Annotated in this window: 16 protein-coding genes; 4 read left to right on the top strand and 12 right to left on the bottom strand. The window is 57.1% G+C overall.

The features are described from left to right. Nucleotides 1-227: 227 nt before the first annotated feature. The 9 genes from AC0V6U_RS11620 to AC0V6U_RS11580 form a co-directional block, all read right to left on the bottom strand. Nucleotides 228-608 (bottom strand): hypothetical protein, encoded by a 381-nt coding sequence (locus AC0V6U_RS11620; protein ID WP_472643324.1) that lies wholly within the window; start codon nucleotides 606-608, stop codon nucleotides 228-230. Between the two features lie 40 nt (nucleotides 609-648). After that, nucleotides 649-2,145, bottom strand: a complete 1,497-nt coding sequence (locus AC0V6U_RS11615) for a hypothetical protein (RefSeq protein ID WP_472643323.1) — start codon at nucleotides 2,143-2,145, stop codon at nucleotides 649-651. 72 nt (nucleotides 2,146-2,217) lie between these two features. Further along, nucleotides 2,218-2,721: a hypothetical protein gene (locus tag AC0V6U_RS11610; protein ID WP_472643322.1), complete on the bottom strand. Its 504-nt coding sequence runs from the start codon at nucleotides 2,719-2,721 to the stop codon at nucleotides 2,218-2,220. Between the two features lie 71 nt (nucleotides 2,722-2,792). Further along, complete coding sequence (locus tag AC0V6U_RS11605) at nucleotides 2,793-5,033, bottom strand: peptidase domain-containing ABC transporter (RefSeq protein WP_486169469.1); 2,241 nt, start codon at nucleotides 5,031-5,033, stop codon at nucleotides 2,793-2,795. Then, nucleotides 5,030-6,139 (bottom strand): HlyD family secretion protein, encoded by a 1,110-nt coding sequence (locus AC0V6U_RS11600; RefSeq protein ID WP_472643320.1) that lies wholly within the window; start codon nucleotides 6,137-6,139, stop codon nucleotides 5,030-5,032. The genes AC0V6U_RS11605 and AC0V6U_RS11600 overlap by 4 nt, the downstream gene beginning before the upstream one ends. 537 nt (nucleotides 6,140-6,676) lie before the next feature. Beyond that, on the bottom strand, nucleotides 6,677-8,101 hold the full coding sequence (locus tag AC0V6U_RS11595) for an efflux transporter outer membrane subunit (RefSeq protein ID WP_472643319.1): 1,425 nt from the start codon (nucleotides 8,099-8,101) through the stop codon (nucleotides 6,677-6,679). A gap of 3 nt (nucleotides 8,102-8,104) precedes the next feature. Further along, nucleotides 8,105-9,121, bottom strand: a complete 1,017-nt coding sequence (locus tag AC0V6U_RS11590) for an efflux RND transporter periplasmic adaptor subunit (RefSeq protein WP_472643318.1) — start codon at nucleotides 9,119-9,121, stop codon at nucleotides 8,105-8,107. A gap of 31 nt (nucleotides 9,122-9,152) precedes the next feature. Further along, a complete protein-coding gene (locus AC0V6U_RS11585) occupies nucleotides 9,153-9,893 on the bottom strand; it encodes an ABC transporter ATP-binding protein (protein ID WP_472645757.1) in 741 nt (246 codons plus the stop codon). Between the two features lie 5 nt (nucleotides 9,894-9,898). Beyond that, nucleotides 9,899-11,035 carry an ABC transporter permease gene (locus AC0V6U_RS11580; protein ID WP_486169468.1) on the bottom strand — a complete coding sequence of 379 codons (1,137 nt, stop codon included), beginning with the start codon at nucleotides 11,033-11,035 and terminating at the stop codon, nucleotides 9,899-9,901. Between the two features lie 94 nt (nucleotides 11,036-11,129). On the opposite strand from AC0V6U_RS11580, the gene AC0V6U_RS11575 reads away from it, so the two are divergent. Both AC0V6U_RS11575 and ftsH read left to right on the top strand, forming a co-directional pair. Further along, on the top strand, nucleotides 11,130-11,762 hold the full coding sequence (locus AC0V6U_RS11575; RefSeq protein WP_472643316.1) for a TetR/AcrR family transcriptional regulator: 633 nt from the start codon (nucleotides 11,130-11,132) through the stop codon (nucleotides 11,760-11,762). A gap of 129 nt (nucleotides 11,763-11,891) precedes the next feature. Continuing rightward, nucleotides 11,892-13,865, top strand: a complete 1,974-nt coding sequence (gene ftsH / locus AC0V6U_RS11570; protein ID WP_472643315.1) for an ATP-dependent zinc metalloprotease FtsH — start codon at nucleotides 11,892-11,894, stop codon at nucleotides 13,863-13,865. 103 nt (nucleotides 13,866-13,968) lie between these two features. Here ftsH and AC0V6U_RS11565 read toward each other — a convergent pair whose 3' ends face one another. Together AC0V6U_RS11565 and rpoZ are read right to left on the bottom strand one after the other, a co-directional pair. Further along, nucleotides 13,969-15,045: a DUF3667 domain-containing protein gene (locus AC0V6U_RS11565; protein ID WP_472643314.1), complete on the bottom strand. Its 1,077-nt coding sequence runs from the start codon at nucleotides 15,043-15,045 to the stop codon at nucleotides 13,969-13,971. A 176-nt stretch (nucleotides 15,046-15,221) separates the two neighbouring features. Next, on the bottom strand, nucleotides 15,222-15,569 hold the full coding sequence (gene rpoZ / locus AC0V6U_RS11560; protein WP_472643313.1) for a DNA-directed RNA polymerase subunit omega: 348 nt from the start codon (nucleotides 15,567-15,569) through the stop codon (nucleotides 15,222-15,224). A gap of 113 nt (nucleotides 15,570-15,682) precedes the next feature. On the opposite strand from rpoZ, the gene AC0V6U_RS11555 reads away from it, so the two are divergent. Further along, the gene (locus AC0V6U_RS11555; protein ID WP_472643312.1) at nucleotides 15,683-16,861 is read left to right on the top strand and encodes a phospholipase D-like domain-containing protein; all 1,179 of its coding nucleotides are present in this window, start codon (nucleotides 15,683-15,685) and stop codon (nucleotides 16,859-16,861) included. Between the two features lie 24 nt (nucleotides 16,862-16,885). Here the strand turns inward: AC0V6U_RS11555 and AC0V6U_RS11550 are convergent, their stop codons facing one another. Continuing rightward, entirely contained in the window at nucleotides 16,886-18,394 is a 1,509-nt protein-coding gene (locus AC0V6U_RS11550; protein WP_472643311.1) for a replicative DNA helicase, read from the bottom strand. A gap of 139 nt (nucleotides 18,395-18,533) precedes the next feature. On the opposite strand from AC0V6U_RS11550, the gene AC0V6U_RS11545 reads away from it, so the two are divergent. Beyond that, nucleotides 18,534-19,049, top strand: coding sequence for a UPF0262 family protein (locus AC0V6U_RS11545; RefSeq protein ID WP_472643310.1), 516 nt, complete (start codon nucleotides 18,534-18,536; stop codon nucleotides 19,047-19,049). Nucleotides 19,050-19,069: the final 20 nt, after the last annotated feature.

The raw sequence follows: 19,069 nt of genomic DNA, 5'->3' as shown, positions 1-19,069 counted from the left end.
GGTGTCTCGTGTCAGCTATAAAATGACCATCGTTGGGGGTGAAAGCGGACAATCCGATAAACAACCGCTGTACTTAGCAATTTTCAAGATCTTCAAGCGGAGCGAACCGGTTGAAATGTCATATGCCTAAGGCAGGGCAGCTGCGACCAGCTTCTCTTCGACGATACGTTATGGGCACTGCCGCAAATATAACCTCGAACTTTTCTATGATCCTCTACCGCGAGAATTCATTGACATTCAATCGCTGCATCTATCGAGGAGCGAGATAACTCACCAGCATATGAAATCCAAATTTCAGAACGACCATCGACTAACTTCGTTGTTACCCTGATGTCTCCGCCGCGGGCGATAAATGTGCTACCGCTAGCGCAATATCCATTGACCGTCCCGCCTCTTGAGCAATGTGCAATCCTCTTTAACTTAGGATTGAATTTATCGGATGCGTTATCAATACAACGACTAAGAGAAGAAATGGGACGATCTGAAGCGAGCTTCAACACGTCTTCGTATTTTGGAGAAAACTGCTTGCTTAGATAGAAAAGTAAAAATGGAGCGGCAATCAAAGAGAAAACTATCGGTAAATTCTGTCTCACCTTGGATAGTTTCAACGTCCACCTCTTCTGCTCACAATGACGGTTCCTCACGCATTTATTCCACGGACACAACCAATTTTGGGGTCTCAATGATAGGGCCTGGCCCATTGCCTTTTGAACAAAGCGCATCGGTCGCTTGTGAGCAGTGGTAGATGATCGCAGCCGCCGCGTATCTTGCTGAGTACGCATCATCCGTAGAATCAAAATTTGTCAGCAATTCACTTAGCGGCTCGGTATTCGCTTTCGGTGCAAAGACAGCGCCATCCACGCAGTTATTTTCAATTTTCGAGAACTGAATATTTAACGCAAGGCCAACATCATATCGGAGATGCTGGCGCATCGCGTAGGCTGCGATTGACAAGTCTTCCCGCACGAAATTCTCCGATGGAATGCATAGCGCAAATGACATGTCATTTTCATACCGAGGTAGCTCTGAATCTGTTTTTGGGACGTGAATGAGATTAGAGATCACAACTAGATTGGATGGTGCACCTGACAAGTCTGAGCCTTCCTCGCAGGCGGTGCCATTCGCGCTGTACTCAAAGTAAGTGTGAGCAATTCGCTCATCGGACAGTTGGTCGGTTCCCCCGCTTTTTCGTGCACGAGAGCCGCAGACACTCGCCCAAGCTAGGCGCAAGTTGTTCGCTTTTGGTTGAGAAATAGGCGATGAACCAAACGTTCTTCGTAGCTTCTTTTGTATACCGGTGAGCACCCTGTTCTCACCTTGTATGATGAACCCGGCTTTTCCAAACGGCCTCACATCCTCGGTTCTTAGCTCAGTGCCGGTAAGGTTGTCATAGATACCAGCAAGAAGCTTAGTGGTCAGAAGCGGGTCGGCTCTGCCTTTGTATGCGATGAACAGAGCATTTGGAATGGAATCCTCCGACTTTAAATTCGCTTCTTTCGGTCCTTCCGATAAATCATCCCAGGCATTCGGGAAAGTAGCAAGCGCAGCTTGCGATGAGGTGATCCGAGTATATTCCCCTGAGTCCTTGAATTCATAAACTTCGAATTCTCCAGGTTTCCAGTCCAACGATTTCGAACCGGCCGCTCGAGACTGCTCTGCAACGCAGGTTTCGTTTCGTATTGCTTCTTCAGTTTGTAATAATGCAGCAGTTGCCGAAGCACCAAATTGTGGCATTTTCGCCAGTAGAGCATTCTCATATCTAACTAGTGATCTCTCCTGCTCTACGATGTCCAAGCCTGGTCGTTTTGCAATCCCTGCGGCAGCGGCAAGGGCGATGTTTCCTAAATCTTCGCGCTCATCCCAATGCTCTACGCTTACTACGATCTTGTCGATGGCAGCTACGGCATCGACAGAGAATGCCTCATGACCTCGATCTGTGAGTTCCTGATCGACCAGTCGCGCATAGAGGTGTTCTTTAAGATGTTGGTCTAAGCAGCTCGAATTCTCAAAATGTAATCGGTGCTCGTGAACTATAACTCTCACCTGCTTTGGATTCGCAGCGGCAGAAGACAAGAGGTGTGGGTATATATTTAACAGAGCTATAATCGCTATAAATATCGAAAAAAATGAAACATATCGGCCCATTTCTCTACTCCCACATTTTGATTTTGGGCCGCAATAAAAATCACGACCCAAAATTCCATTCTATTTCAATTACTATTCTGGGAACTGCGGACCAACCAATGGGCCCAATGCCCTACGTATATCTTCTGCGGGGTCACCGGTTGATTCATTTGCAGGGCCAAAAAGGGCTTCTCTAAGAAGCTCATTAGATCGCTCGACAAATTCCCTGAGGTCTTGTTTGGCTTCTATTGATGATAGATAGCTGGAAATGACCGCAATTGCTGAAGCCAAAGCAGCAGGGACTCCAAAAGCTTGTAGTGTGTAGGAGAAATTTCGTTCGCGCTCGGTCAGATGTTCATCAAAACCATCCGATGGTAGTTTGTCGAACAATCGGGGGGTACCGTCACCAAATGAATCCGGGTCCAAGCCATTGTATCCATAAATCTGCGAAAATTCCACTGCAGCTAAATAGTCGTAGTCGTCGAGATGACCGCCACCAAAGTTGTTTGGTTCTTCAAAGCCACCAGAAACGACTTTCAGTTCGTTTTCGGACAAAGCTCGGAATCCGGATTCCCGATTGATATTGTTATGAAGCAAAGCGCTTCTCCCTTTAGTCTATCTCTGCGCCTTGATGATGCTAATCGAGGCGGCGCAGAAGTTTACCTCGACTAACTCGACGTGCTCGGTTTTACCCCCTCTGCGCTATCCGTAGTGCCTGGGAGCTTTCCTGATGGGACTCCTTGCAAATGGGCGATCATCTCTCGCTGAGCTGCTCTAGCTTTTGCCGCAACTTCAGCATCGGTTGCAGTTCCGTCTCTGACGTCGATTACCCGTTCAGCAGCCTCGAGCGTTGCTGGCCTGTGAGCAACGGCGATACGCGTGATGCCTAGCTCCTTGAGTGTGGCGAGGATTTTATCCTCGTTTTCTGCATCGAGATTGGCAGTGCCTTCGTCGAGAATCAGGACTTTGGGATTGGGATAGAGCGCCCGTGCCAGCAACACGCGCTGAAGCTGACCGCCAGAGAGAACCGACCCCATATCGCCAACGAGCGTTTCATAGCCCATCGGCATCGCCTCGATCTCAGCGTCAATATGGGCTTGGCGCGCAACTTTACGCACACGTTCCATGTCGATCTCTGGATCGAAAAAGGAAATGTTTTGAGCAAGCGATCCAGCGTAAAGCGTATCGCCTTGAGCAACTGAACCAATTGCCTGGCGATATTTGATCTTGCGGTAAGAAGTGATTGGCCTCTCGCCCAGACGTACGGCTCCGTTAGATGGCTCAAACAGCCCCATCAGGATTTTCATCAGGGTGGTCTTGCCGCCTCCGGACGGGCCAGTGATGGCTATGAATTCGCCCGGTTCGATCCTTAGATTAACACCTTGAAGTACCATCGGCTCATTGGTGCCGTAGCGATAGAAGACGCGATCGAGCGCCAGCGATTTGGTAAAGTCGGGCTCTTCGTCGCTCTTCTCCGTCTCGCCTTCTTCGAGCGGGCTGAGCGCGATGTCGGCGATACGGGTCAGGTGAACTTTGACGATCTGATAGTTGATCATTTGCTCGGTCAGCCGCATGCCAGCATCCAGGAACTGTTGCTTGTAGGCCTGGAAGGCGAAGATCATGCCGACGGTCAGGATGGAGTCGAACGCAAGCGTGATCGCGATGTAGACGAAGATCACTCTCTCGACGGCAATGACGAACTGCCCAAGCGCATCAAAGGCTGCGGTTAGACGGCCCAGTTTGATCTGAGCGTTGACGGCGTCTGCTTTGGAATTCTGCCACAGACGCTGGCGGTTGCCCTCTTGCCCGAAGGCTTTGATCGCAGAGATACCGCGCACGCTCTCGATAAAGTTGGTGCTCTCTTTCGCCATTGTCGTGATGACGTCGAGATTGCGCAGTTTGATCGCTTGCAAGAAGGCAAGGCGCAGCGCAACGTAAACGCCAAGTGCAGCGCAAGCGACGCCGCCAAGAAGCGGCGAGTAGACGAACATCAAAGCCAGCGTCAGCAGGGCCATTAAGCCGTCGACAAAGGCTGCGATCATGCCTTGGCTGATGAGCTGGCTGATGGGCTGAGTGGAACCGAAACGCGAGATGATGTCGCCGACATGCCGCTTCTCAAAATAGTCGAGCGGCAGGCGCACCAAGTGACGGAACAGGTTGACGATCACCTGGTACGACAGCGAGTTGCTGAGCGTGACCAAGATCAGCGAACGCAGCCAACTCGCCATGAAGTTGATGACCGTCAGTCCGCCAAAGCCAAGCGCGAGCATGAGGAGCAAATCGGTATCGAATGCCGGAAACACCGTATCGATCGATATCTGCAGGAAGAACGGCGTTGCCAGCACAACCAGTTGCAGCACCAGCGACAACAGCACGACCTGACGGATCGTGCCCCAAAAGCCCGACATTTTCGACCACAGCTGAGTGATGTTGAGCTGTTTGCGCTCAATCTTGGGCTTGAAGCTCTCTGATCTCAGCAGATCAAGCGCTACGCCCGTCCACTGGCGCGACACTTCATCTTCAGTGAGCACAATAGCGCCGCGTGCGGGATCGTTGATGTGATAGCGTTTGCCGCGCACCCCGCCTGTCACTGCGGTGAGAACGACAAAATGATTGAGATTCCAATGCAGGATCGCTGGCATTGAAAGGTGCGGCATGTCCTCAATCTCACCGCGTAAGGGACGGGCGTTGAAGCCAATGTCTTCAGCGACCTGCATCACCTGTTTTAGGTTCGCGCCTTTAAGGGACATGCCATAGCGCTGTCGCAGCGTAATCAGATCAGTTTGATAGCCGTGGTAACCCGCAACCATTGCAAGGCAAGCAAGCGCACACTCACTCGCTTCCCCTTGCGGGATGTAAGGCGTCTTCTGCCGCCCACTAAACTCAACAAGATCAAGCGGTGAGTTCATGAGTTGCGATTGAGCACCGCGTTAAGGGGCTGGAGTATCCAGGCGAGAAAGCTCTGTCGCTCCAGCACAACATTTGCCTGCAAGGTCATTCCTGCTTGCAGCGGTGTCGGCTCCCCAAATGCCTCCACGGTCTGCTCATTAAGTTCGACCTTTACCCGGTAGACTGGTTCTTCAAACGGGAAGGGTATCTCGGTCTCTCGGGGATCGACTGCGATGCGGGAGATTGAGGCAACCCGTCCCTCAAAGCTGCCAAAGCGCTGGTAGGGAAATGCATCGTACAGCAGTCGCGTTTCTTTGCCTGGCTCGACAAAGCCAATCGCTCGGCTTGGTGCGTAGAGCTCTGCGGTAAGCTTCGATCCTTCTGGTACAATGACCATCATCGGACGATTGGGATTGGCTGGACGACCTTCACCGGTTGCTAGCGCGGTGACCCGGCCAGAAATTGGAGCAGTAATCACATAGCTTTGTTCCCCCTGAAGGCGAGCTTGCTCACCAGTCAGCGTCTGCAGATTGCCTTGCAGCCGTGAAATGCCCTGCGCTGCATCGATCCTGACACTGGCGAGCTGACTTTGCGCTTGGCTCGCCTCGGACAGACTGGCGGTTCGTCGCTGCTGGAGATTGGCGAGCTGCTGCTGGGAGCTGAGCAGCGTCTGCCTTCGACGCTCATACTCAATCTTGCTTACGAAGCCGCGTTCAACCACCTCCGATATCTGGTCGAAGATTTGCTGTTTGGATGTGACAACCTGCTCTTGGAGTGCGATCTGGTCAGTCAGGCTTGCCGCTTGGCTCTCTGCGGACGCAATTACCGCTGCCAGTCGGGAACGCTCAGCATCAGCTCTGCTGCTTGCCATGGCCACTTGAGCTTCCGTCAGCTCTCGCCTTGCATCAAGCGCACCAAGGCTGCGCCCTGCGACATTGCCACCCTCTGCCGTTTCCCGGTCTGAGTTGATGACGAGAAGCTTGTCGCCCTTTTGGACAATCTGGCCTTCACTAACTGCAAGCGAAGAAACTGTCCCTGTTTGGCGTGCTATCACCTTCGCGCTGGGTGCATCTGTCTTGAGAATACCGGGAACGGTTTCGATGCGGGCATAGGTTCCAACACTCACCCAAATCGCTGCGATGGCGAGGATCGCAAAGAGTGCGCTAAGCCATAACCTTGGTGGTCAGAGGCTGCGAAAACACAACCTCCCCATGCAGCCGGTCAGTGCTGCTTTCAATCACTTCTGTGCGGAATAACGACAATTCTAGATGCGTCCCTCAACGACGCGACAACGCTATGGGCTGCGCTGATCTTGGCCACTTAAGTTTTTCTGTAGGGGAGCCCAAAATGGGGCGAAATCTGCGACGAAATGTCGCATTGCCGTCGATAGTGATGACTAAGGAAGATTCTGCCTGGATCAGAAAAGCTCTGATCAACCAGGAGGTAGTAGCCAGATCGCTGAACGTAGCTTGTTCGGAAAGCGACAGTCATGCGGATTCGACGTTATTCTTTCGTCCAAAACTGGGTCGAAAGCAGAAAGTCGGCTATGGTTTAACACCGGCAAAAATCGGTCATGTAAGAAGGACAGCGCGTCAGCCGTGGTTAGGCATTCGAGTTAAGCTTGCTGAAGTCAGCAGTTCCGCGCCAACCCAACCATCACCGCCTACATTTGCTCCCCGCCCAATGCCTGCCACAGAAGCACACGAGCGCGCTGAGCTCTGCCAAGTGCGGCGGCGGCGCGTTCTCCGCTGGCATCGGCGGCCCGGCGAGCCTCTAGTACGGTCAGGAAATCGGCCAGCCCGGCGCGGTAGCGTGAGTTGGCGAGGCTCGCTGCGCGCTGCAATTCATCTCTTTCCTTTACCGCCAGATCCGCTTCGCGGTCGCTCGTCTCGATCAGGCCGTAGGCGGTTTCTGCTTCGCCCAGCGCTTGGAACACCGCTCCGCGATAGGCGGCGAAGGCGGCTCTTTTGGTCGCGGCTGCGCCGTCGATCTCGGCCTCTATCCGGCCAAAGTCGAGCAAGGTCGCGGCCAAGCCTGCGCTGAGCGAGCCGACCAGAGAATCCGAATTGAACAGATCGCCAAGGTTGAAGGCGAGCAGGCCGAGCGCGGCGGACAGGGTGAACTGCGGAAAGCGCTGGCGCGCGGTCGCGGCAAGGTCTGCGTCGGTTGCGGCCAGCTCTGCGGTTGCCGCCAAGACGTCAGGCCGGTTGGTCAGCACCAGGGACGGGACGGCGGCTGGTGCCAGCGCGCGCACGCCCGCTGGGCCCTGCTTTTCCAGAGCCGCTGTGACGACGCCCGCGTTCTGACCGGTCAGCGTGACCAAGCGGCCAATGATGCGGACCCGCTCGCTGGCGAGAGCGGCTAGGCGAGAGCGCGAGGCGCTTGCCGCCGCCTCTGCGCGGACGCGGTCAAATCCGGGGGCGAGCCCTGCGTCTTCGCGCATTTTGGCGAGGCCTGCGAGTTGTTCGGCAGCGAGCACGTCTTGCTCGAGCGCCTCTTGCCGCTCAGAGAACGTGCGCCAATCGATCACGCTGCTTGCGATCTCTGCGACCAGAGCCAAACGGACAGCACCCGCAGAGGCGCTGGCGGCGTCAATTCGGGCGATGGCTGCGCGTTCCTGTGCGCGCAGGCGGCCGAAGATATCCAAGTCCCAGCTCGCCGCGACATTGGCGCCATATTGCACCTGCTCGGTGTCGATAAAGCCGCCCTGCGCCGCGCCATCACCGAATTGGTTGGGGTTGATCCGCGTGCCCGTTGCCGATGCATCACCCGTGACGAGCGGCAGGCGCGCAGCACCGGCTCGGCGTGCGCCGGAGCGCGCGATATCGATGCGGGCCAGGGCCTCCTGAAGGCTGGGGGCGCTGTCCAATGCCTGGGCAGAAAGGTCGATGAATGCGGGGTCATCGCTCGGCAAAAGCTCAGCCAGTGTGGCGCTCGTTTCGGCGGAGGGCGCGAACAGAAAGCTCTCAGGCAGCTCAGGCGCAGGTGTGGCGATTTCCGGTGGAGGCCCAGCGACGCAGGCGCCGAGCGATAGGGCTAGCGCGGCGGCAAAGGATCGGCGCAAGAGTGCGGGGGAGAGGCGGGCCATCGGCTATTCCTCCGTCTCACCGGCGGGTGTCTCGGCCGTATCGCTGGAGCTGCTGCGGGCAGGGATGAACGCATCCACTTGCTGTCCAACGCGGAACGCATCGCCTTCTGGCAGCGCGTAGATCACCTGCAGGACGCGGACATCGACGCGCTCTGCTGCGCTATTGGTCAGCTGGCGCTTGGGCACCACCTGCGGCTCAGCGCGCACGAACTTTGCCTCTACTTGGCTGTCCGCCGCGCCGCGCGGGCTGACGATGGCCGATGCGCCGAGGTTCAGGCGAACCGCTTCGTTTTCATCGACATCGATCCGCACGTGGAGGGGGCGTGTCTCGCCCATCTGGATGAAGGGGGTAGAATTGCCGCCGCCTTGATTGGAGACGAACTCGCCCGGGCGGATATTCACCGCCAGGATCTCGCCCGCAATCGGCGCGCGAACGGTCAAACGGCCAAGCTCGGTGCGCGCGCTTGATGCCCCCGCTTGGGCTGCGGTCAGGCGGGCGCGGGCAAGCTCTAGCCTGCTGGTTGCGGCGGCGACTTCGCCTTCGGCGCGGATGACTTCGGATTGGCTGACGGCGGCTGGATCGTCGATCTGGCCGTAGAGCGCGAGCTGGCGCTGGGCCGTGCTGCGCGCGGTTTGAGCCTCACGAATGGCGGCGCGGGCTTCGCCAACGGCGGCGTTTGTCTCTTGGAGGCGCGCGCGAATGGCCCTGTCGTCGACGACAAACAGCGGCTGTCCCTTCTCCACGAAATCGCCCGGCTGAACTCGCAAGTCCGCGATCAGGCCGGAAAGGGCCGTGCCGACATCGATAATCTCGCTCGACGGCTCGACCAATCCAGCGCCAGCCACGCGGGCGGAGTTGGCGAGCTCGCCGCTTGCTTTGGGCGGTTCACGATCAGGCTCTGACAGCTCGCGATCGGGCAGGCCGGTCACGATAAAATACACCGCCGCGATCAGGCCGATGACGGCGAGGATCGGCATGATCTTGCGTGAGAAGCTGAGATTTTCAGGTAGAATAGCCATGGCTGTGCCTCGAGGGAGAACGAAAGAGGGTTTAGTGGTCGTCCGGCATTTCTGTGCCGTCATGCGTGACCCGGCCATCCTCAAGCACGAGGATGCGGTCAGCGAGATCGAAAATGCGGTTGTCGTGGGTCACGATGATGCAGGCGCGGTCTTCGGCGACCGCAACCTCGCGCAGCAGATCCATCACTCTGCGCCCGGACTTGGCGTCCAAGGCAGCGGTTGGCTCGTCGCACACCACAAGGCGCGGTTCGTGAACCAAGGCGCGGGCAATGGCGACGCGTTGCTGCTGTCCGCCGGAGAGCTGTTTGGGCAGCTTGTTCGCCTGATCGCCAATGTTCAGCGCATCGAGCAATTCGATCGCTTTGCGCCGCGCTGGCTCCAGAGCCATGCCCTGAGCGATCAGCGGTACGGCGGCATTGGCGGCTGCATCGATGGAGGGGATAAGGTTGTACTGCTGAAAGATGAAACCGATGTTTTGGAGGCGGAAGTTCACAAGCTCGGTGTCGCTCAGATTGTAGATGTCGGTGCCGAACACGCGCACCTCGCCCTCGGTCGGCCACAGGATGCCGCACATGATCGAGATCAAGGTGGTTTTGCCAGAGCCGCTTTCGCCCACCACGTATGTCATCTCGCCCGGCTGAATATCGGTGTCGATCCCGTGGAGCACGCGGATCGTCGATTGTCCGGCCTGGAAGTCGCGAACAATGCCGCGCGCGCAAATGGCGGCTTCGCGCGGCGCGGCTTCAGAAGGGGCGCTTTGGGTTTGCGTCATATCGCTCACCGGAACACCGCCGCTGGCTCTGTGCGCAGCACGCTACGGATGGCGATAAAGCCGGTTATCGCGAGAATGATGATGACCGAACCAAGGCTAATCAGCGGGATCTGCCAAGGGATGTAGAACCCCTTGAAGAAGGGGTTGCCCGAAAATGCAGCGAGGAAGCCGACCGTGCCGAGTACGCCGATGGCGTATCCGATAAAGCCGACGAGGCCCGCTTGCACGGCCACCATACGAATGATCTTGGCATTGGTCACACCAATCGCTTTGAGCGCGCCGAACTGCTTGATGTTGTCTCTGATAAACAGGCTGAAGGTGAGGCCAACAATCGCGACGCCGACAATAAAGCCGAGCAAGACGGTAATCCCGAAATTGGTCGGAATGCCGGTGTTCTGGATGATGAAGTCGACGCCCGCCTGTGCCAGCTCATCGCGGGTTTCGGCCTTCAGGCCGGTTTGCTCTTCGATGCGTTTCGCAACGCCTTCAGCAGTTTCGCCGTCGCTAATTCCGGCAAGCACGAAGCTCATCCGGTTGCGCGTGCCGGGGACGTAATTCAGCGCTTGGCTGTACTTGGTGTAGAGTGTGACCTGGCTGGTGAAGCTCGGGATTGCATCGGCAACGCCGCGAATGACGGCGCGCTGATCATTCAGCTCCAGCCGCTGGCCAATGGGGTCGGTCCCATCTTCAAACATATTGTTGATGCCGACATCGTCGATCACGACCGTGTCGGGCTGGGCGAAGACATCGAGCGATCCCTCGACCATATTCTTAGGCAGGCCGATCAGGCTCGCATCATCGACGCCGATGATGGTGACGCCTTCAAGATCCCCCGTGCGTGTCCGCACGGCGGCGGTCGCGCGCAGGTGCGGGACGGCCCATTCCACGCCGGGCACTGATCGCACCTGGTCGAGCGCTGTCGATGGCATTGCATAGTTCACGTCGGTCGTGCGGCTGACGGGATCCATCACCCACACCTTGGCGGTCGGCACATTGTAGACCCCGCTCGCGCCGCGTTCGATCAGGTTCACGAAGATCGTGAGCTGCTGCGTGATCAGCAGGGTGGAAAAGCCAATACCGAACAACAGCCCGTAGAATTTTTGGGCATCGCCGGTCAGCATTCGTATCGCAATCCAAAGCACGTGGTGGGAACCTTTACGGCGAGAGGGGGTTGCGTCTTTGTGACGTCTACCACATTATTGAACGATCGCGTTTAATTGAACGGAGCCGTTCATTTTGTCAACCCAGTTTCAAAAAAGAACCGGAAGACCGGTCGACACCGCAAAGCGCGATGCGATTGTGCAGGCGGGCGCGCGTTCGTTCTTTGACGTTGGTTTTGCAGCCAGTTCGATCGAACAGATCGCCGCTGATGCGGGCGTATCCAAGGTGACAATCTACAATCATTTCGGCGATAAGCGTGCCTTGTTCGCCGCCGCTGTCGAGCATGAATGCAGCAAAATGCGCGGCTATTTCTCGATCGATTCGGTCTCCGGCACTCCCATTGCGGAGCGCCTGCGCGTGATTGGCGAGGCCATGTTTGCGTTTCTTTCGCGTCCAGAGATGGTCCAGTTTGAGCGGCGGATTGCCGCCGAGACGGAAACCAACCCCTCCATCGGGCGGGAATTTCTGGAGGCCGGGCCGTGGCGAATGAAAGAGACGTTCAGCAAGTTTCTCGCCCATGCTGATGCCTCTGGCGAGCTGTCCGTGCCAAATCCCGACCTGGCGGCGGAACAGTTTGTCGCAATGTGCAAGGGGATGGGCGATCTTGAGCAGCGCTTTGGCGAAATTATCACGCCAGAGGCAAAGGATGCCCGGATCGGCGGCGCCGTTGATGTTTTCCTGCGCGCCTACTCGCCTGAAAAGTCATAACCAATTGGCTTGAATCGCAAAAACAGATCAATCTGTTCGCAATTTCGCATGATCCGTTACGTATAACGATATCTTGCCATTCATCTCTGCTCACCTACATATTCGGGTGAGAACAAGGAATCTGAGCGCATGAGCGACGAAAACGACCCGCAACAAACTCCACCTGAGAACCCGAACCCATGGGTCAAGCAATTGATGATTTGGGGCGGCATCTTCATGGCGCTGCTCGTCGTGGTGTCGATGTTCAGCAACACCAATGCGGCCCCTGGCCAGCAAATGCGCTATTCTGAATTCCGCGAAGCGGTCGCCGAAGGGCGCGTTTCCGAGGTTCAGATCGCGCCTGACCTGATCACCGGCAAGCTTAAGAACAATGACGAGACATTCTCGACCGTTCCGGTTCCGAGCGATGATCAGCTGACGCAGCTGCTCGATGACAATGAAGTCAAATATGCAGGGCAAGCACCAGAACAGATGAATGTGCTTTGGGTGATCCTGATCCAGGCCTTGCCGTTCATCCTGATCTTGGGAATCGCATTCTTTGCGCTTCGCCAAGTGCAAAAAGGCGGCGGCGGCGGCGCCATGGGCTTCGGAAAATCCAAGGCCAAAATGCTGACCGAACGCCAAGGGCGCGTCACATTTGACGATGTTGCCGGGATTGATGAGGCGCGCGAAGAGCTAGAAGAAATCGTTGAATTTCTGAAAGATCCTCAGCGCTTTTCCAAGCTGGGCGGACAAATCCCGAAGGGCGCATTGCTGGTCGGTTCGCCGGGTACGGGTAAGACTTTGCTGGCCCGCGCGATTGCGGGTGAGGCTGGCGTGCCGTTCTTCACAATCTCAGGCTCTGACTTTGTTGAGATGTTCGTCGGCGTCGGCGCGAGCCGCGTTCGCGACATGTTTGAACAGGCCAAGAAGAACGCGCCTTGCATCGTCTTCATCGACGAAATTGATGCGGTTGGCCGCTCGCGTGGCCACGGCCTCGGCAATTCCAATGATGAGCGCGAGCAGACGCTTAACCAGCTCTTGGTTGAGATGGATGGTTTTGAAGCCAACGAAGGCATCATTATTATTGCCGCGACCAACCGTCCTGACGTGCTTGACCCTGCGCTGCTGCGTCCGGGCCGTTTTGACCGCCAAGTTGTGGTTCCGATCCCCGACATTGATGGCCGGGAAAAGATCCTTGGCGTTCACATGAAGAAGGTGCCGCTGGCACCGGATGTGAACCCGCGTACGATTGCGCGCGGTACGCCGGGCTTTTCTGGCGCTGATCTCGCCAACCTGGTGAACGAGGCCGCTTTGCTGGCCGCGCGCCGTAACAAGCGCCTGGTCGCCATGCGCGAGTTTGAGGACGCGAAAGACAAGGTCATGATGGGCGCAGAACGCCGCTCTATGGTCATGACCGAGGACGAGAAGAAGATGACCGCCTATCACGAGGCAGGTCACGCGATTGTCTCTGTCCACGAGGAAGCATCCGACCCGATCCACAAGGCGACGATCATTCCGCGTGGCCGCGCTTTGGGTATGGTCATGCGCCTGCCAGAGCGGGACAGCTATTCCTATCACCGCGACAAAATGCACGCGAACCTGTCCGTCAGCATGGGCGGACGCGTGGCGGAGGAAATCATCTTCGGCCATGACAAGGTTAGCTCTGGCGCATCGTCAGACATTCAATACGCCACCGATTTGGCCCGCAATATGGTGACCAAATGGGGCATGTCTGAAAAGCTCGGGCCGCTGCAATATGAGCAGAGCCAAGAAGGCTATCTGGGCATGGGCCAGACCGCTCGCACAATGGGCGGCGCGGAAACGAACAAGCTGATCGATGCAGAGATCAAGGGTCTGGTTGAGGGAGCGCACAAGCGCGCGACCCAATTGCTCAAGAAGCACGAGGATCAATTGCACCTCTTGGCGCAGGCGATGCTCGAATATGAGACGCTGACCGGCGACGAGATCAAGCAATTGCTCGACACCGGCAAGATGGACCGACCCGATGAGCCGAAAGGCCCAGCGGTGGTTCAGCCAGCCCATGGCTCTGCGATCCCGAAAGCGGGCAAGCGCTTTGGATCGAAAGATGACAAGGGCGGAGCCGCACCTCAGGGCGCGTAATCTCAGCTAAATATCACGCAAGTGAATGGGGCGTCTGGGGTAACTCAGGCGCCCCTTTTTCTGGTCAGCAAGCACGCGGTTAGCCGCAGTCACTTGCTCGCGCTCAAAACGCTCCAATCATCAACAGCAGCCACGCAAAACCAAATGTGATCGGAAACAAGATCATGTTCAAAAGCGCGCTTGTTCGCCAAAATGCTGAAAAGTGAGACAGATTGTAAGCGCCCTTAAGCTGGCGATAGATATGCACTGGCGGGATAAGAAAGGTCATCAAGACGATCCATCCTGGGCTTACCCCAGCCAAAATGAGCATCGATACGATGATGAACAGCATCGACATAAAGGCCAGCGAGTACGTCACAAAAATCGCGTGATCATATGCTTTGAAACGGCGCTTCCAAAAGAACAGGCCCCATACGAATGGGATCGATAGCGGGATCAAAAGCCAGCTGAATTTGTAGGCGTTATTCTGGAGCTTATAGAGCATCAATCCGGGGTTTTCGTTCCACTTCTTTATGACCCCCTCGTCAAAGGCTTCGATACCAGTCAGATTGAGTGAGTTCGATCCGGCGGCATCTGGCACCATTTCATCAACGGCGTTCATCCCCGCAACGGCCTCTTCGGCTTCCCTGAGAGCGATCTCCGCGGCCACTCGTCCCGGTGAACCTTCGGGTATGTTCTCAAGCGCCTCAGCTGCCGCCTCGCGGTCTGCGGCCACTTCCTCCTGAGCTTCGTTCAAAGAGATGTTGACGTTGGTGCTGTCGGGCAGGGTGGTCGGCGTGCTGATCCCGGCGATTTGGAACACCGCAAACATCAAGAAGACGGTGAACAGGAACATCCCCATCGGGCTGACGAACTTGGCGCGCTCGCCGTCGATATAACGGCGGGTCAATTGGCCAGGTTTCAGTACCAGCATCGGCAAAGTGCGCCACAGCTTGCCATCAAGGTGCAGGACGCCGTGGATGAGATCGTGAGCGATTGCGGCGAGGCTGCTGTGGATGTGCCGCTTCTGGCCGCAGGCGGAGCAGTGCTCGCCCGTCACTTCGGCCCCGCAATTCTTGCAGGTCACCACAGCGCCGCCGTCCGCATTCTGCCCCGCGTTCTCGCCGTGCGCTGGCTCAACTGCGCGGCTGGCCAGGGCCCCTTCAATCGCGGCACCAACGCCTTCAGTTATGTCGCTCATAGACCCCTCAATCCGTCTGCCGCCTTATAGGCAGCATGATCGCCAAGGTGAAAGACCCTGAGGCCTCAGACTTCGCACATTGTGAAGGAGGGCGGCAAGATAGGCACAAAAAAGGCCGCCAAGTGGCAGCCTCTTTCGTCAACTGCACGCAAAAGCGCGCATGAATGTAAGCCAGCTTAGCTGCCGTCGTAATCTGAACCGATCGATGTCGAGCGGGTCGGAGCAGAAGCGGTGATCCGCAGCGCTTCGGCAGACTGGCTCAGCGAACCGATTTCATCGGCATCATCTTCGTCATCAGGAAGGATTTTCTGAAGGCCGGTAACCAGCGCCTCTTTCAATTCCTTCGGCTTGATCGTTTGCTCAGCCACTTCGCGCAGGGCCACAACCGGGTTCTTATCACGGTCGCGGTCGAGGGTCAGTTCAGCACCGCCAGAGATTTCGCGCGCACGCTGGGCTGCGAGCAGCACCAGATCAAAACGGTTTGGAATCTTGTCTACGCAATCTTCAACGGTAACGCGTGCCATACTGGCCTCATAAATTAGATTGTTTGGAAAATGAGCGCCGCAATTAGTCGCAAGGCCGCTGTGAGTCAAGAAATGCGAGCATTCTGCGGGCGAGGCTCTAAGAGGGTCAGCCTATGCAATCTGCGCCCGATCCCGCCGAAACGCCAACGAGTGATTACAGCGATTCTGATAGTTTCCAGATTGAGGCTCAGGGTCACGCCTTCACCTTCTATCCCAGAGGCTCAGACAGGCTCGCTGCTCTGATCGATCATATTGAGGAGGCGGAGCGCTCTTTGGAGGTTTTTTACTACCTCTTTCAAGACGATGTCTCCGGCACGAAAGTGCGTGATGCTATGGTGAGGGCGGCGGAGCGCGGCGTGAAGGTCCACCTTATCGTTGATGCCTTTGGCAGCGATGCCCCGCCCGAATTCTTTGAACCCTTGGAGCAAGCGGGCGGGCGTTTCGCCATTTTTTCACCGCGCTGGGGCGTGCGCTACCTCATTCGCAACCATCAAAAATTCGCGATTGCCGACGGCGCGCGGGTTATGACGGGCGGCTCCAACGTCTCTGATCACTATTATGACCCGCCCGAGAAGAACGGTTGGTGCGATCTAGGCGTAGCCATCGAAGGGCCCGTGGTCAGCCGGTTTGGCGAATGGTTTGCCAGCATTTGTGAGTGGGTGGAGAGCGAAGGATCGCAATTTCGCCGGATCCGCAAGATGGTTCGCGATTGGGACCCTGGGGATGAGCCTGTGCAGCTCGTGCTTGGCGGGCCAGTCGTGCGCGCGCAGAACTGGGCGTACCGGCTGAAGAAGGACCTTGCGAAGGCCAGCAGGCTAGACTTTGTTACGGCCTATTTCGCCCCGCCGCTCAGCATTCGGCGTCAGATGGCCAAGGTGGCGAAGCGCGGCGATGTGCGCATGATCACTGCGGGCAAGTCGGACATTATGGCGACGATTGAAGCGGCGAGATTGCTGTACAACCGCTTCCTAAAAGCGGGCGTTCGCATCTTTGAATTTCGCCCGTGCAAGCTGCACATGAAATTGCTTGTCGTCGATGCGATCAGCTATTTTGGCAGCGCCAATCTGGATCGCCGCTCTGTGCGCATCAATCTGGAGCTGATGGTGCGCGTGGAAGATGAGGCGCTGGCTGCGCGCCTGCGCGAATTCATGGACCATCTGGAACGCGCGAGCACGCCGATCACGCCGGAGTGGTACAGCGAAAACGCCACGTTCTTCACGCGCCTGCGTTGGCGATTGTGGTTCTATTTTGGATTGGCGGATGCCTGGGCCGCTCGCAGGCTCAATCCTTAGGGACCGCGCCCTTTCGCGCCGATATCACTCGTATCCGTAGTCCGAGTAATCCTTGAGGTTCGGCGAGGTAAACTTGGTGAACTCGCTTTGGAAATGCAGCGGGACCATGCCGGTCGAGCCGTGACGCTGTTTTGCGACGTTGACCGCAGCCTTGTTTTTGACCTGCTCGTAGGATTCTTCCCAAGCGCGATATTTCTCTACCGCATCGGGCGTGCTCGCCTCGGTCGGGAAGTCGGGCCGCGTGGCCTCCAGATAATAATCATCGCGGTAGACGAACCAGACCATGTCGGCGTCTTGCTCAATCGAGCCCGATTCGCGCAGGTCAGACAGCATTGGCCGCTTGTCTTCGCGCTGTTCAACCGCACGGCTAAGCTGCGAGAGCGCGATCACCGGAACGCTCAGCTCCTTGGCGAGCGTTTTAAGACCTCGGCTAATTTCAGAGATTTCGTTGACCCGGTTGTCATTCGCCCGGCCAGAGCCCTGCAGCAGCTGGAGATAGTCGACCACGATCAGGCCGATGTCATGGCGCCGCTTCATCCGCCGTGCGCGGGTGCGCAGGGCACCGATGGTGAGGGCAGGCGTGTCGTCAATATACAGCGGCAATTCGGCAAGACGCTGGCTGGCGAAGGACAATTTTTGGAAGTCCTCCCGGCTCATTTTGCCGCTCCGCAAAGCCTCAGAACTGATCTCGGCTTGCTCGGCAAGGATACGCGTTGCGAGCTGGTCGGCGCTCATCTCAAGGCTGAAGAACGCGGCCGGTGCGCCATAATTGAACTCGCCGCCATCTTGCTCCCAGTTCAAATGGGCTTCGGCGCAATTGAAGGCGATATTGGTGGCAAGCGATGTCTTGCCCATGCCCGGACGCCCGGCGAGAATGATAAGGTCGGAGGCGTGCAGGCCGGATGTCTTGCGGTCGATTGACTGCAGGCCGGTTGTCTTGCCTGATAGCCCCCCGCCGGAATTCATCGCGGCTTCGGCCATCTTGATCGCGGTGAGGGCCGCGTCGCGGAAAGTCGAGGCCTCGCTGCCCGTGGCCGCGCCCTCGGCAACCTTGAACAAGTCGGCTTCCGCTTGCGAAATTCGGTCCATCGGATCGACTTCTTCGCTGGTGTCGAGCGCGCCCTCGACAAGGCCCCGGCCAACGCTGACCAACTCTCGCAGCAGCGCGAGATCATAAATCTGCTGAGCCAATTCGCGCGGGGCAAGCAGGCCTGCACCGTTCGCGGTCAGCTGAGCCAGATAGCTTGTCCCGCCCAATTCCTTTAGTGCTTCATCGCTCTCAAAATACGGGCGCAGAGTGACCGGGCTGGCGGTCGCATTGCGCTCAATCAGGGTTAGGATGCGGGTGTAAATCCGCTCGTGCAGCGGCTCGAAGAAATGATCTGGCCGCAGAGGGGTCTGCAATTCCTCAATCACCCGGTTGTCGATCAGAACCGCACCCAGAAACGCCGCCTCCGCCTCTAGGTTGGAAGGCAGCTTGCGAGCATTGTCGGTTTGAGAATCAATGGGGAGAAGAATTTCAGGTTCGGCCATGCGCGTCTCTTGCGCAGCGGATGGGAAATGGCGCAAGGGCAAATGGCGGCAAATTCGCCTCACTTGGCTGTGGATAGCGGGGATGGTTGATCGAAGTGCTTGAACTGTCCCGATACGATCTGCGAAGGCGATGCTTGTAATGGTCACGCCAAGCGAATCTTCTGCGAGCCAACCCGGCAATTATCGCATCGCGCATGTCGCGCTGGATGAGGAGACGATCCTCTGGCGCAACGCCGATGTCGAGCAGGAACGGCGCGTCGCGATTTATGACCTGATCGAGGAAAACAGCTTTAAGCCGCTGCGCAGTGCAGAGCGCGGCGCGGATGGGCCATACCGATTGCAATTGTCGGTGCGCGATGGGCGGCTGGTGATGGATGTCAGCGATACAGGCGAGGCGTTGCTGGAAAGTCTGGTGATTGGTCTGGCGCGTTTTCGCCGTCCGATCCGCGAGTATTTTGCGATTTGCGACAGCTATTATCAGGCCATTCGCAAGGCGACCCCGTCAGAGATTGAGACGATCGATATGGCGCGGCGCGGTATTCACAATAACGCCGCGGAGCTCTTGCTCGAGCGCTTAGAGGGAAAAGTGGAAACTGATTTCGCCACCGCCCGCCGTCTGTTCACCCTGATCTGCGTTTTGCACATCAAAGGCTGAGGGCAGGGGCAGGGCAGCAG

Source organism: Erythrobacter sp. W36, from assembly GCF_057364935.1.
The sequence above is the reverse complement of the archived record's forward strand: the minus strand, read 5'-3'. Positions and strand labels throughout refer to the sequence as shown.

Excerpts from the sequence above, each read along its gene's own strand:
- AC0V6U_RS11555 (WP_472643312.1), top strand. The coding sequence starts at position 15,683 with ATGCAATCTGCGCCCGATCCCGCCGAAACGCCAACGAGTGATTACAGC.
- AC0V6U_RS11595 (WP_472643319.1), bottom strand. The coding sequence starts at position 8,101 with ATGGCCCGCCTCTCCCCCGCACTCTTGCGCCGATCCTTTGCCGCCGCG.
- AC0V6U_RS11615 (WP_472643323.1), bottom strand. The coding sequence starts at position 2,145 with ATGGGCCGATATGTTTCATTTTTTTCGATATTTATAGCGATTATAGCT.
- AC0V6U_RS11590 (WP_472643318.1), bottom strand. The coding sequence starts at position 9,121 with ATGGCTATTCTACCTGAAAATCTCAGCTTCTCACGCAAGATCATGCCG.
- AC0V6U_RS11550 (WP_472643311.1), bottom strand. The coding sequence starts at position 18,394 with ATGGCCGAACCTGAAATTCTTCTCCCCATTGATTCTCAAACCGACAAT.
- ftsH (WP_472643315.1), top strand. The coding sequence starts at position 11,892 with ATGAGCGACGAAAACGACCCGCAACAAACTCCACCTGAGAACCCGAAC.
- AC0V6U_RS11545 (WP_472643310.1), top strand. The coding sequence starts at position 18,534 with ATGGTCACGCCAAGCGAATCTTCTGCGAGCCAACCCGGCAATTATCGC.
- AC0V6U_RS11565 (WP_472643314.1), bottom strand. The coding sequence starts at position 15,045 with ATGAGCGACATAACTGAAGGCGTTGGTGCCGCGATTGAAGGGGCCCTG.
- rpoZ (WP_472643313.1), bottom strand. The coding sequence starts at position 15,569 with ATGGCACGCGTTACCGTTGAAGATTGCGTAGACAAGATTCCAAACCGT.
- AC0V6U_RS11585 (WP_472645757.1), bottom strand. The coding sequence starts at position 9,893 with ATGACGCAAACCCAAAGCGCCCCTTCTGAAGCCGCGCCGCGCGAAGCC.
- AC0V6U_RS11605 (WP_486169469.1), bottom strand. The coding sequence starts at position 5,033 with ATGAACTCACCGCTTGATCTTGTTGAGTTTAGTGGGCGGCAGAAGACG.